Origin of the sequence: Ancylobacter terrae (assembly GCF_045108345.1) — a bacterium.
Classification (GTDB): domain Bacteria; phylum Pseudomonadota; class Alphaproteobacteria; order Rhizobiales; family Xanthobacteraceae; genus Ancylobacter.
Window position 1 is genome coordinate 1,819,690 of sequence record NZ_JBJGXH010000001.1, and the last position, 12,771, is coordinate 1,832,460.

The window sequence follows — 12,771 nt, forward strand, 5'->3', positions numbered from 1 at the left end:
GGCGGGCAGGCACTACGGATCGAGACACATCCCGGCGGCGCTCCCGCCGGGATTTTTCGTGGCGGCCGGGCGACCCCGCGCACCACCTTTCCGGCCGGAGGCCCGCGCGGTCAGCCGGGCGCCGCGCCTTCCCGCGCCTCGGCAGCCTCCAGCACCGCGCGGGCAGCCCGGCGGCTCGGCGCCTCGCCGCCCAGCTCCATCACCGCGTCGAGCCGGGCGAAGGCGGCGAGCTGGCGCTCGCGCTCCTCCCCGCCCGCGATGAGCTCCGCGAGCCTCGCCGCCATGGCCGGCGGGTCGATGTGCCATTGCAGATATTCCGGCATGGCGTTCGCGCCGAGGATGAGGTTGGGCAGGATGGCGGTGGTGACCTTGAGCAGATAGGGCGCGATCCACCCCTCGATCCGTGGAATGCGGTAGGCGGCGACGGTGGGAACGCCGGCGAGCGCGAGTTCCAGCGTCACCGTGCCCGAGGCGGCGAGCGCGGCACGTGCGATGCGGAAGGCCGCGCGCCGCTCCGCCTCCCCGACGACGATGCGGGGCCGCTGCGGCCAGCCCGCCACCATGGCCTCCACCTGCGCGAGGCGGGCGGGCAGCGTGGGCAGCACCAGTTCCAGCCCCGGCACGCGCTCCCGCAGCAGCCCGATGACCGCGCCGAAATCGTCGCCGAGCCGGGCGATCTCCGAGCGGCGGCTGCCCGGCAGCACGAGCAGCACCGGCGGCTCGCCGGCCCGCCGCGCGGCTTCCGCCGGCGAGGGCCGCAGCCGGTCGAGTTCGCCCAGCAGCGGATGGCCGACATAGGTGGTGGGCGGGCCGCCGAGCCGCTCCATCACCTCCGGCTCGAACGGCAGCACGGCGAGGACGCGGTCGACATGGGGGCGCATGGCGCGGGCGCGCCCCTCCCGCCAGACCCAGACGGTGGGGGCGACATATTTGACGATCGGCAGATGCGGCAGGCGCCGGCGCACCCGCGCGGCGACACGGTGGTTGAAGTCCGGCAGGTCGACCAGCACCAGCACATCCGGCGGCGCCGCGACGATGGCCTCCACCACCTCGCCCATGCGGCGGAGAATGCGCGGCAGGCCTGCGACGACCTGGGCGATTCCCATCGCGGTGAGGTCCTCCATCGGGAAGAGGCTGGCGAGGCCGGCCGCCCGCATCCCCGCCCCGCCGACGCCGCGAAAGGACGCGCCCGCCGGCGCCAGCGCCGCGAGTTCGCGCAACAGCCCGGCGCCGAGCGCATCGCCGGATTCCTCGCCGGCGACGATGAAGACATCGAGCGGGCGCTGGCCGTGCCCGACCCCGCCGCCGTCCGTGCGATCCGCGCTCATGCGCCCGGTCCGGCATCGGCGGGCGCGGCGGCGGTCCCGTCGATGCCGACGACGAAGAGCCGGGCGGTATCGGCGGCGCGCACGGTGCCCTCGATATCGGTCACGATCACGCCGCCCGCCTCCATGGCGAGCCCGGCGAGACCCGCACGGGCGACGCCCTCGACGGTGCGCGGGCCGAGCGAGGGCAGATCGAGGCGGCGGTCCTGCCCGGCCTTGGGGCGCTTCACCAGCACGCCCGCGCCCTTGCGCACCTTCAGACGGCCATTGAGGCGCAGTTCGACCACGCGCGCCAGCATCAGGTCGGTGCCCTCCGCCGCCTCCACCGCCACGATGTGCCCGTCGATGACCACCAGCCCCTGGCCGACATCGTGGGGGCTCATCGCCGCCAGGGCGCGAAAGCCGATGGCGATGTCGCGCTCATCCGCCGGCGTCGGCGCGAGGGTCCCTAGCCGCCCGGCCGGCAGCAGCAGATCGGGGGCCACCTCATGGGCGCCGAGCAGGCGGAAGCCCTCCCGCTCGAACAGCCGCGCGACGCCCGAGAGCAGGTGATCGTCGCCGCCGCGCATGAGCCGCGCCACCTGCGGCATCAGGCGCAGGGTCTTCCAGTCGAGCCGGATGTCCGACAGGCGCGGGCGCAGGGCGGTGCCGATGAAGACGATGTCGCGGCAGCCGCGGCGGCGCAGTTCGGCCGTGACCGCCCCGAACCGCCCCAGCGGGATCCACAGATGCGGCCAGCGCTCGATGCGGGAATCCGCGAACCCCTTGAGGCCGAGCATGACGACCTGGCGGCCGCCGCGCTCCGCTGCCTCGGCCACCGCCAACGGGAAGGCGCCGCCGCCGCAGATGATGGCCAGCGGCGCGCCCGCGGGCGCCGGCTCAGGCGGCGTCGCGTTCGCCGCCATCGTCCACATCATTGGGAACGGTGAGGCGGCGCTTGCCGACGCTGCGCGCGAAATCGACGATCCGCATCACATTGGGATCGTCGGCGAAGCTCGTGGCGACGCGCTCGACCCGCTCGGCCATGGTGCCGCCGCTGTAGAACAGCTCGCGATAGGCGGCCCGCAGGGCATGGATCTGCGGGCGGGTGAAGCCGCGGCGCTTCATGCCGATGATGTTGAGGCCGCCGAGCCCGGGGCGCCCCTCGATCATGGCGCCGAAGGGGATGATGTCCGAGCGCACGCCGCACATGCCGCCGATGATGCACTGCTCGCCGATGCGCGAGAACTGGTGCGCGGCGGACAGCCCGCCCATGAAGACGTTGTCGCCGACCGTGACGTGCCCGCCCAGCGTGACGTTGTTGGCGAAGATGACCTTGTTGCCGACGCTGCAGTCATGCGCGATGTGGACGCCGACCATGAAGAAGCCGTCGTCGCCGACCCGCGTCTCCATGTGCCCGCCGGCGGTGCCGGTGTTCATGGTGACGTGCTCGCGGATGGTGCAGCGCTCCCCGATCACCAGCCGGCTCGGCTCGCCCTTGTAGCCGAGCGACTGCGGCGGGGTGCCGAGCGAGGCGAAGGGATAAACCACCGTGCCGCCGCCGATCGTCGTGTGCCCTTCGACCACGACGTGAGAGATCAGCCGTACCCCCGCGCCGAGGCTCACGAATTCGCCGACGGTGCAGAACGGGCCGATCTCCGCGTCGTCGGCGATCCGGGCGCCGTCGGCGATGACGGCGGTGGGGTGGATGCGGGGCATCGGCGACTCACTCCTGCGCGATCATAGCGCCGACCTCGGCCTCGGCCGCGAGCTGGCCGTCCACCTTGGCCTCGCCGCGGAACCACCACATGTTCCGGCGCTTGGCGATCTGGGTCATGTGGTATTCGAGCACGTCGCCCGGCACGACGGGGCGGCGGAACTTGGCCTTGTCGATGGTCATGAAATAGACCGTCTTCGGCGTCTGCTGGCCGGCATTGAGGATGCAGATGGCACCGGCCGTCTGCGCCATGCCCTCCAGGATCAGCACGCCCGGCATCACCGGCCGGTCCGGGAAATGACCCTGGAAATGCGGCTCGTTGGCGCTGACGTTCTTGTAGCCGACCGCGCTCTTGTCGCCCTCGATCTGGCCGATGCGATCGATCATCAGGAAGGGGTAGCGGTGGGGCAGGACCGCGAGGATCTTCTGGATATCGGCAGAGCCGAGCGTGGCGGGGATCGTGTCGGTCATCTCGGCTCCTTCTCGGCGCTGCGCGCCGGCTCCGCCCGCCATTCGCCGCGCGCGATGCGCTGCAGCGTCATCACCTCGCGGAACCACTCCTTCATCGGCTTGGCGGGCGATCCACCCCACTGCGCGCCGGGCGGGACGGCGTCCTTCACATTGCTGGATGCGGCGATCTGGGCGCCGTCGCCGATCACCGCGTGGTCGATGACGCCGACCTGGCCGCCCAGCACCACGTAGTCGCCCAGCGTGGCGCTGCCGGCGATGCCGACCTGCGAGACGATGATGCAATGGCGGCCGATCACGACGTTGTGGGCGATCTGCACCAGATTGTCGATCTTGGTGCCCTCGCCGATCACCGTGTCGCGGATGCCGCCGCGGTCGATGGTGGTGCCGGCGCCGATCTCGACGTCGTCCTGAAGAATGACGCGGCCGATCTGCGGCACCTTGGCATGGCCGGCCGCGCCGCTCACGAAGCCGAAGCCATCCTGGCCGATGCGGGCGCCGGGATGGATGATGACGCGGTTGCCGAGCAGCGCGTGCTGCAGCGAGGCGCCGGCCCCGATCGCACAGCCGCGCCCGATGCGCACGCCCGGGCCGATCACCGCACCGGCGGCGATGATGCTGCCCTCGCCCACCTCGGCGCCGGCACCGATCACCGCGCCGGGATCGACGGTGACGCCGTCCTCCAGCCGTGCCTGCGGATGCACATAGGCGCCTGCCGCCACGCCCGGCTGGCCGAACTGGCTTTCGGGACGCAGGCTCGCCGGAAACAGGTGGCGGCTCGCCGTGACGAAGGCGCGGTAGGGCTTGGCGGCGATCAGGACATCCGTCCCGGCCGGCGCCATGTCGGCGAAGCGCGCGGTGGTGAGGCAGATGCCGGCACGGGTCTCGCGGAACTGCGCCACGTAGCGGGCCGCGTCCAGAAAGGCGAGATCGGCCGGGCCGGCCTGGTCGAGCGGCGCGATGCCGGTGACGGTCCGCGTGCGATCGACGCCCGCCGCCGGCACGGCACCGGTGAGGGCGCAGAGTGCCTCGACCGAGATCGGCGCGGGCGCGGGAAAGAAGACGGGATCGTTCATCCAACCGCCGGCGGCGCCGGCTCCTTCATGCGAAGCGGCGGCCCGGGGAACCCGAACCGCCGCATTCCATCACACGCAAATCCGGCGATCAGAACTTCGTGCCGCCGCTGAAGCGGAAGGCCTGGGTCTGGTCGTAGGCCTCCTTCGAGAGCACCCAGGCGTAATCGAAGCGCAGCGGACCGAAGGGCGACTTCCAGATCAGGCTGGCGCCGACCGAGGAGCGAACCGAGTCGCTGTCGGCCACGCAGACCGCGTTCCAGCCCTTGTCCTTCGAGTCGGGATACAGGCTGCAATCCGTCAGCTCGTCGCCGCCGACACCGGCAAAGTTCACCGGGCCGTCATACTGCCAGAGCGAACCGGCGTCGGCGAACAGGGCCGCCTTCAGGCCGAAATCCTTGGGCAGGAAGGAGAGCGGGAACTGCAGTTCCGCCGTCGTGCCCCAGTAGATCGAGCCGCCCAGAGCGTCGGTGTCGCCATAGACGCCCGAGGCCAGGTCGCGCGGGCCGATGCCGTTCGATTCGAAGCCGCGGACGAGATCGGGACCCTTGAAGAAGTTGTCGAGGATACGCAGGTCCTCGCCGCCCCAGGAGGTGACGTAGCCGGCCTGGCCGCGCAGCATCAGCACGAAGTCGCCGACGAGGGGATAGTACCAGCGCGCGTCACCCGTGGTGCGGAAGTAGCTCACATCGCCGCCGAGGCCCGCCAGATCCTGCTTGAGTTCGAGCAGGTAGCCATTGGTGGGCTCGAGGTTGTTGTCGAGCATGTTGTAGGACAGCGTATAGCCGATCAGCGAGGTCAGAGCGGGGTCGCCGCTGACTTCGCGCAGCGCCCACGACACGTTCTCGATGACCGCGTCGTTAACATTGATTTCCTTCTGGAACAGGCTGTAGCGCAGACCCAGCGTCAGCTCGTCCGTCAGCGGCAGGCCGAGGCGCAGCGTGCCACCGGCGGTGTTGGTGTCGTAGGGGCTGTAATCGGTCTCGCTGGTCGCCTTGTAGAACAGGTCGAAGCCGGCGGCGACGCGATAGTCCAGGAAATAGGGCTCGGTGAAGCTGAAATCGACGCCCTGCACGTTCTGGCCGATGGTGCCGCCGAGGCGCACATACTGGCCGCGGCCGAGGAAGTTCTTCTCGGACACCGAGACTTCGCCGATGAAGCCGTCCTGGGTCGAGTAGCCGCCCGAGATCGAGAAGTCACCCGTCGGCTGATCCTCGACGTTCACCAGCAGGATGACGCGGTCGGGGGCGGAGCCGGGCTCGTTGGTGATCTTCACGGTCTTGAAGTAGCCGAGGTTGCGCAGGCGGCGCTCGGCGCGGTCGACCAGCACGCGGTTATAGGCATCACCCTCGCCGAGATCGAACTCGCGGCGGATGACCCAGTCGCGGGTGCGGGTGTTGCCGCGGATGTCGATGCGCTCGATATAGACGCGCGGGCCCTCCTCGACCGCGAACACCACCGAGATGGTGCGCGTCTCGAAGTTGCGGTCGCCGCGCGGGCGGACCTGAGCGAAGGCGTAGCCGCTCTTGGAGATCTCGATGGTCGCGTTCTCGACCGACTTCTCCACCGCCTCGGCGTTGTAGACCTGCCCCGGCGCGACGCGCAGCGCGCTGCGGATGCGGGCGACGTCGACGTCGCGAATGTTGGAGACGACGTCGACCGACCCGAACTTGTACTGCGGCCCTTCCTCCATGTTGAAGGTGAGCACGAAGCCGCCGGTGGCGCGGTCGAGATCGGCCGAGACCGACAGAATGCGGAAGTCGGCGTAGCCGTTCTTCAGATAGAAGCGGCGCAGCAGCTCCTGGTCGGAATTGATGCGATCGACGTCGTAGATGTCGGTGTTCTTCAGGAAGGACAGCCAGTTGGTCTCGGTCGTGGTGATCTCTTCCGAGAGCTTCCACGACGAGAACGCCTTGTTGCCGACGAAGACGATCTTGCTGACGCCGAGCTTGTCGCCCTCGTTGATCTCGAAGACGAGATCGACGCGCCCCTGCCCGCGATCGATGGTCTTCGGCTCGACGCGCACGTCGTAACGGCCGGAGCGACGATAGAGATCGATGATGCGCTGGGTATCGGCCTGGACGGTGGCCTTGGAGAAGGCGCCACGGGCCTTCGACTGCACTTCGTTGGCGAGCACGTCGTCCTTGAGCTTCTTGTTGCCCTCGAACGCGACGCGGTTGATGACCTCGTTCTCGACGACGCTCACCACGATGCGCCCGCCGCTGGTGTTCACCCGGACGTCGGCGAACAGGCCGGTGGCGTACAGCGCTTTGAGCGCCTCGTCGATCTTGGCGGCGTCGACGCGCTGGCCCGGCGGAACGGCGAAATAGGACCGGATGGTCTCGGAATCGACCCGGCGATTACCCTCGACGACAATGGAACTCGCCGTCTGCGCGTGGGCGGCAACTGGCAGAACGACCGATCCGGCGACCCCCACCAGGGCCGTGGCGACACAGATCCCCACGACCGAAGCCATCTTACTCACGAACCGGATACGAGCAGCCATGTGGCGCGCTACCTTACTTTTGTTCCGACACCCGCGAACGCAACAACACGCGCCACAAGGCACAGACTCTCAACCTGTCCGTCGCTTGTACAAAGTTTTCCGGGGCGTGCAAACCGCGCGCCCCGGATACATCCCCGTTTTCCGCCCGGCGTTGCCCTCGCGCAACGCCCGCGCAAATGATGTCAAGATTTTGATATATTGAGAATATCGTTCCACGTCGCGAACAGCATCAGCATCAGCACGAGCGCAAGCCCGATGCGGAAGCCGACCTCCTGGGCGCGGTCGCTGAGCGGACGCCCGCGCAGCGCCTCCACGGCGTAGAACAGCAGGTGGCCACCATCGAGCAGCGGCACCGGGAAAAGGTTGAGGAGGCCGATGGATACCGACAGGACCGCGGTCAGCTGCAGCAGCGCGCCGAGACCGAACGTGGCCACCTGGCCGGAGACCTGCGCGATGCGGATGGGGCCGCCGAGCTGGTCGGCCGATTCGCGGCCGCTGAAGATGCCGCCGATATAGTCGAAGGTCCGCGTCACCACGAACCAGACCTCGCGGGTGCCCATCGCGACGGCGTCGACCGGTCCGTAGCGCTGGGTGCGCACGGTGGCCGGATCGTCCGAGCGGGTGATGCCGAGCACGCCGATGCGGTGGACGTTGCCGAAGCTGTCGCGGACCTCGCGCTGGTCCGGCGTGGCGGCCACCGTCACCGGCTCGCCGCCGCGGTCGAGCGTGATCGAGAGCTCCTGGCCCGCGCTGGCGCTGACGATGCGCTGCATGTCGGAGAAGGACTCGATCGGCGTGCCGTCGATCGACACGATGCGGTCGCCCGCCTTGATGCCGGCGCGCGCGGCGGCGGATTCGGCCTGCACCGAATCGGCGACCGGCATGAGGATCGGGCGCCCCAGCGTCATGAACAGGCCGGCGAAGATGACGATGGCGAGCAGGAAGTTGGCGATCGGCCCCGCCGCCACGATGGCCGCGCGCGCGGCGACCGACTTGCCGTAGAAGCTCTCCGAGGCCTCCTGCGCGCTCATCCGCGCGAGGCTGGCGCGATCGGGCGTGCTCGCGGCGCTCTCGTCGCCGTAGAATTTCACATAGCCGCCGAGCGGAATGGCGGAGAGCTTCCAGCGCGTGCCGTGGCGGTCGTTGAAGCCGGCGATCTCCGGGCCGAAGCCGAGCGAGAACGCGACCACCCGCACGCCGGCACGCCGGGCCACCCAGAAATGCCCGAGTTCATGGAAGAAGACCACGATCGTCAGCACGAACAGGAAGGGGATGACGTAGCCGAGCAGCCAGCCGACGCCCCCGCCGATCGAGGTCATGAAGTCCATCTGCCAGCGCCCTTCCCTGCCGTGATCGTATCCGGGGGCCAGCCCCGCCGGCACGCCGCCGGCCGCAGGTCCGGCGCCCGCCATTCCTGCCCTCTCTAGGATGCCTTTGCGGCAAACTTGGGCAAGAGATTTCGGACAATTTGCCTAATATCCGAATCGAGTGCGAGCGCTTCCTCAACCGAATTCGGACTTGCCCGCCCCGCGGCCGGGCCCGACAGCGCCGCCTCGACCAGCGCCGGGATTCCGGGCAGGCCGATCCAGCCGGCGATGAACGCTTCCACCGCCACCTCGTTCGCCGCGTTCAGCACGGTCGGGGCGGCGCCGCCCGCTCGCAGCGCCGCCTTGGCGAGGGCGAGCGCGGGGAAGCGCTCCTCGTCCGGGCGCTCGAAGGTGAGGCTGCCGATCGCGGCGAGATCGAGCGGGGCGACCGGGGTCGCCATGCGCTCCGGCCAGGCGAGGCAATGGGCGATCGGCACCCGCATGTCGGGGCTGAACAGGCCGGCGACCACCGATCCATCGGTGAAGGAGACGAGGCCGTGCACCAGCGACTGCGGGTGGATGACGACGTCCAGCACCTCGGGCGGCAGCGCGAACAGGTGATGCGCCTCGATCAGTTCGAGACCCTTGTTCATGAGGGTCGCGGAATCGATGGTCACCTTGGCGCCCATCGACCAGTTGGGATGGCGCAGCGCCTCGGCAGGCGTCGCCCGGGCGATGGCCTCGCGCGAGGCGGTTCGGAACGGGCCGCCCGAGGCGGTGAGCGTGACGCGGGACACCCCGCGGGACGGACCCGCCTGCAGCGCCTGGAAGACGGCGTTGTGCTCGGAATCGACCGGCAGCAGTTCCGTGCCGTGCCGGGCGGCCTCCGCCATGAAATGCGCGCCCGCGGCGACCATGCATTCCTTGTTGGCGAGCGCGAGACGCCGGCAGCGACCCAGCGCGGCGAGCGTCGGGGCGAGGCCGGCGACACCGGTGATGGCGCCGATGAGCATGTCGCAGTCGCGTTGCGCCGCCTCGATCACCGCCGAGGGCCCGGCGCCGCTGGCGATGCCGGTGCCGGCGAGCGCGGCGCGCAGTTCCGGCCCCGCCGCCGGATCGGCGATCGCGGCGAAACGGGCGCCGAACTCGCGCGCGAGCGCCGCCAGCGCCGGAACATCGCGCCCGGCCGCCAGCGATTCGACGGTGAAGCGCCCGGGGCCGGCACGGCGCAGGAGGTCGACGGTGCTCGAGCCGATCGAGCCGGTGGCGCCGAGCAGTGAGAGGCGAACGGGAGCGGATGCCCCGGCGGCGTTCACCACAGCAGAACCCCCTGGGCGGGCGCGGAAGGGTCGCGCGCCATGCCGACCGCCAGCGCGAAAGCCGCGGCGACGATGAAGCCGTCGAGCCGATCCATCAATCCTCCATGGCCGGGAATGAGGCCGCTCGAATCCTTCACCCCGAAGCGGCGCTTCATGGCCGATTCGAACAGGTCGCCGGCCTGGCTGAGAAGGCTCGCGCCCAGGCTGACCGCGGCGAGCGGGAGAGACGGGGCGATGCCGGCTGCCCTCAATAGCAGAAGCGCGGCGAGCGTTCCAAGCACGGTGCCGCCGATGGCGCCCGACCAGGTCTTCTTGGGGCTGATGCGCACCCACAGGCGCGGCCCCCCGATCAGGCGGCCGGAGAAATAGGCGGCGATGTCGGTGGTCCAGACCAGCGCGAACAGCCAGAGCACGGCGACGAGGCCGAGACCGTCGGCGAGCCGCAGCATCACCGGGGCGGCAAGTGCCGCCGCCGCATAGAGGAAGCCGCCCGCGGCCCAGCCTCGCCCCTGCTGCGCCGCGAGGCCGGTCGCCGCCAGGCCGAGGGCCGCGGCCGCAAACGCCATCGGCACCGCGCCGAGCCCGAGCGCCGTCGCGACCGTCAGCAGAGCGGCGCCCCCGATCGCGAGGACCGGCAGGCGCGGCGCGACCGCGCTCATCGCCGTCCATTCCCACAGGACGAGGATGGCGGCGACCGCCCAGAACACGGCGAAGGGCCAGCCGCCGAACCAGAGCACGCCCAGCGCCAGCGGAATCAGCACCAGCGCCGACAGCAGGCGCGGCAGGAAGTCCGCCCCGAGGGTCAAGGTGTCACCGCTCCGCTGCCTGCACGCCACCGAAGCGCCGCTCGCGCCGGCCGAACTCGGCCAGCGCCTGCTCCAGCGCGGCCCGGTCGAAGTCGGGCCACAGGATCGGCAGGAAGACGAGCTCGGCATAGGCCGCCTGCCACAGCAGGAAATTGGAGAGCCGCTGCTCGCCGCTGGTGCGGATGACGAGGTCGAGCGGGGGCAGGCCGGCGGTATCCAGCGCGCCCTCGAGCCGCTCGGGCGTGATGTCCGCGGGCGCCAGCCGGCCGGCCGCGACCTCGCGCGCGAGCTTCTGCGCCGCGCGGGCGATCTCGTTGCGCGCGCCGTAGTTGAACGCCACGGCGAGCTTGAGGCCGGTGTTGCCGCGCGTGCGCTGCTGCGCTTCCTCGAGCAGCGCCGCCACTTCCGGATCGTGCTCGGGCCGCTCGCCGATGATGCGGATCTGTACGTTGCGCTCGTGCAGCGTGGCGAGGTCGTTGCGGATGAAGCGCTTGAGCAGGCCCATCAGGTCGGCGATCTCGCGCGCCGGGCGGGACCAGTTCTCGCTGGAGAAGCTGTAGATGGTCAGTGCCTCGATGCCGAGGTCGCCGGCGGCCTGCACGGTGCGGCGCACCGCCTCGACGCCGCGGCGATGCCCCTCGAAGCGCGGCAAGCCGCGGGCCTTCGCCCAGCGGCCATTGCCGTCCATGATGATCGCCACATGGCGCGGCGGGGCCGGCAGGGCGGCCACGTCCAGGGGAGCAATGTCGGCGCGCACCGGCTCGATGGCTCCCTGTAGCGTCTCGCGGTTGGCCATGCCCATGGCGGGCCAGACGCCCGCCCTCCCGATCAGCTCTGCCCGCTGCCCATCAGACGGCCAGAATTTCTTTTTCCTTCGTCGCCAGCACCTGGTCGATCTCGGCGATCGACTGGTCCGTGGCCTTCTGTACCTGGTCGGCGAGACGGTCCAGATCGTCGGAGCTCGCCTCCCCGTCCTTCTCCGCCTTCTTCAGGGCATCGAGGCCGTCGCGCCGCACGTGGCGAACCGCGACGCGCGCCGCCTCGGCGTATTTGTGCGCGACCTTCACCAGTTCCTGCCGGCGCTCCTGCGTCAGCTCGGGGATGCGGATGCGCAGCACCTGTCCCTCGGTCTGCGGGTTGAGGCCGAGGTTGGAATCGCGGATCGCCTTTTCGACGGCGCTCACCAGCCCGCGGTCCCACACCTGCACCGAGAACATGCGCGGCTCCGGCACGTTGATCGAGGCGACCTGGTTGAGCGGCGTGTGGGCGCCATAGGCATCCACGTTGATGGGCTCCAGCAGGCTGGCCGAGGCACGCCCCGTGCGCAGCCCGCCGAGTTCGTGCTTGAGGCCGCCGATCGTGCTCTGCATGCGGCGCTTGATGTCAGCGACATCGATTGGACCGGTCGTCATGTCGGACCCCGTTTCATTCGTTGGTCTGGTCCCCTCGGCGATGCGGCCCAGCCGCCCCGCCGGTGGAGCCGGGCGATCTCAAGGAGCGACCGTCGTCGCACGCCCCTCCCCGCGGATGGCGGCGGCGATGGCTCCGGGCTCCCGGATGGAAAAGACGATTATCGGCAAGCGCGCCTCACGGGCAAGCGCGAAGGCGGCGGCATCCATGACCTTGAGATCGCGCTGCAGCGCCTCGTCATGGGTCAGGCGATCGTAGCGCGTCGCGCCCGGATCGACCTTCGGGTCGGCGGTATAGACGCCGTCCACATTGGTCGCCTTCATCACCGCGCTGCATTTCAGCTCGGCGGCGCGCAGCACGGCGCCGGTGTCGGTGGTGAAATAGGGGTTTCCCGTGCCGCCGGCGAGCAGCACGACACGCCCGCGCGTCAGGTGCCGCGCCGCCGGCTGGCGGGCATAGGGTTCGCAGATGGTCGGCATCGGGATGGCGGAGAGCGTACGGGCCGGGCTGCCGGCGGCTTCCACCGCCTTTTCCAGCGCCAGCGCGTTCATGACGGTGGCGAGCATGCCCATATTGTCGGCGGTCGCCCGGTCGAGCCCCTCGCCCGCGACGCTGGCGCCGCGCAGGATGTTGCCGCCGCCGACGACAACCGCAACCTCGGCGCCCGTGCGGCGCGCATCGACGAGATCGCGGGCGATCCGCGCGATGGTGGGTCCGTGAAGGCCGAAGGATTCGGGTCCCATCAGGGCCTCGCCCGAAACCTTCACCAGCACGCGCTTGTAGATCGCCCCACCGTCAGACGCTTCGCTCACGCTACCCCCTTCGTCGTTGGCGGCCCGGCATCCGGGCGCGCGCACAATA

General features: G+C 70.3%; 12 protein-coding genes. All 12 read right to left on the reverse strand.

Annotated features, from left to right (window positions below):
• Positions 1–110 precede the first annotated feature (110 nt).
• Positions 111–1,328, reverse strand: coding sequence for a lipid-A-disaccharide synthase (gene lpxB, locus ACEUEL_RS08700; protein ID WP_405704008.1), 1,218 nt, complete (start codon positions 1,326–1,328; stop codon positions 111–113).
• Positions 1,325–2,230: an LpxI family protein gene (locus ACEUEL_RS08705; RefSeq protein ID WP_405704009.1), complete on the reverse strand. Its 906-nt coding sequence runs from the start codon at positions 2,228–2,230 to the stop codon at positions 1,325–1,327. Before ACEUEL_RS08705 ends, lpxB begins: the two co-directional genes overlap by 4 nt.
• Positions 2,205–3,023, reverse strand: coding sequence for an acyl-ACP--UDP-N-acetylglucosamine O-acyltransferase (lpxA, locus tag ACEUEL_RS08710; RefSeq protein ID WP_405704011.1), 819 nt, complete (start codon positions 3,021–3,023; stop codon positions 2,205–2,207). The genes ACEUEL_RS08705 and lpxA overlap by 26 nt, the downstream gene beginning before the upstream one ends.
• Positions 3,024–3,030: 7 nt before the next feature.
• Positions 3,031–3,492 (reverse strand): 3-hydroxyacyl-ACP dehydratase FabZ, encoded by a 462-nt coding sequence (fabZ, locus tag ACEUEL_RS08715; RefSeq protein WP_405704012.1) that lies wholly within the window; start codon positions 3,490–3,492, stop codon positions 3,031–3,033.
• On the reverse strand, positions 3,489–4,565 hold the full coding sequence (lpxD, locus tag ACEUEL_RS08720) for a UDP-3-O-(3-hydroxymyristoyl)glucosamine N-acyltransferase (protein ID WP_405704013.1): 1,077 nt from the start codon (positions 4,563–4,565) through the stop codon (positions 3,489–3,491). Before lpxD ends, fabZ begins: the two co-directional genes overlap by 4 nt.
• 88 nt (positions 4,566–4,653) lie before the next feature.
• Positions 4,654–7,038: an outer membrane protein assembly factor BamA gene (gene bamA / locus ACEUEL_RS08725; RefSeq protein WP_405704015.1), complete on the reverse strand. Its 2,385-nt coding sequence runs from the start codon at positions 7,036–7,038 to the stop codon at positions 4,654–4,656.
• A gap of 212 nt (positions 7,039–7,250) precedes the next feature.
• On the reverse strand, positions 7,251–8,396 hold the full coding sequence (gene rseP / locus ACEUEL_RS08730; protein WP_405706656.1) for an RIP metalloprotease RseP: 1,146 nt from the start codon (positions 8,394–8,396) through the stop codon (positions 7,251–7,253).
• 95 nt (positions 8,397–8,491) lie between these two features.
• Positions 8,492–9,691, reverse strand: coding sequence for a 1-deoxy-D-xylulose-5-phosphate reductoisomerase (dxr, locus tag ACEUEL_RS08735; RefSeq protein WP_405704017.1), 1,200 nt, complete (start codon positions 9,689–9,691; stop codon positions 8,492–8,494).
• Complete coding sequence (locus tag ACEUEL_RS08740) at positions 9,688–10,500, reverse strand: phosphatidate cytidylyltransferase (RefSeq protein ID WP_405704018.1); 813 nt, start codon at positions 10,498–10,500, stop codon at positions 9,688–9,690. The genes dxr and ACEUEL_RS08740 overlap by 4 nt, the downstream gene beginning before the upstream one ends.
• 4 nt (positions 10,501–10,504) lie before the next feature.
• Entirely contained in the window at positions 10,505–11,236 is a 732-nt protein-coding gene (locus tag ACEUEL_RS08745) for an isoprenyl transferase (protein WP_405706659.1), read from the reverse strand.
• Between the two features lie 112 nt (positions 11,237–11,348).
• The gene (frr, locus tag ACEUEL_RS08750) at positions 11,349–11,912 is read right to left on the reverse strand and encodes a ribosome recycling factor (protein WP_405704019.1); all 564 of its coding nucleotides are present in this window, start codon (positions 11,910–11,912) and stop codon (positions 11,349–11,351) included.
• 78 nt (positions 11,913–11,990) lie between these two features.
• Positions 11,991–12,722: a UMP kinase gene (pyrH, locus tag ACEUEL_RS08755; protein WP_405704021.1), complete on the reverse strand. Its 732-nt coding sequence runs from the start codon at positions 12,720–12,722 to the stop codon at positions 11,991–11,993.
• Between the last annotated feature and the right edge of the window lie 49 nt (positions 12,723–12,771).

What these genes read in the sequence shown, in the direction of transcription:
- lpxB (WP_405704008.1), bottom strand. Translation starts at nt 1,328, where the DNA reads ATGAGCGCGGATCGCACGGACGGCGGCGGGGTCGGGCACGGCCAGCGC.
- rseP (WP_405706656.1), bottom strand. Translation starts at nt 8,396, where the DNA reads ATGGACTTCATGACCTCGATCGGCGGGGGCGTCGGCTGGCTGCTCGGC.
- ACEUEL_RS08705 (WP_405704009.1), bottom strand. Translation starts at nt 2,230, where the DNA reads ATGGCGGCGAACGCGACGCCGCCTGAGCCGGCGCCCGCGGGCGCGCCG.
- bamA (WP_405704015.1), bottom strand. Translation starts at nt 7,038, where the DNA reads ATGGCTTCGGTCGTGGGGATCTGTGTCGCCACGGCCCTGGTGGGGGTC.
- frr (WP_405704019.1), bottom strand. Translation starts at nt 11,912, where the DNA reads ATGACGACCGGTCCAATCGATGTCGCTGACATCAAGCGCCGCATGCAG.
- fabZ (WP_405704012.1), bottom strand. Translation starts at nt 3,492, where the DNA reads ATGACCGACACGATCCCCGCCACGCTCGGCTCTGCCGATATCCAGAAG.
- lpxD (WP_405704013.1), bottom strand. Translation starts at nt 4,565, where the DNA reads ATGAACGATCCCGTCTTCTTTCCCGCGCCCGCGCCGATCTCGGTCGAG.
- lpxA (WP_405704011.1), bottom strand. Translation starts at nt 3,023, where the DNA reads ATGCCCCGCATCCACCCCACCGCCGTCATCGCCGACGGCGCCCGGATC.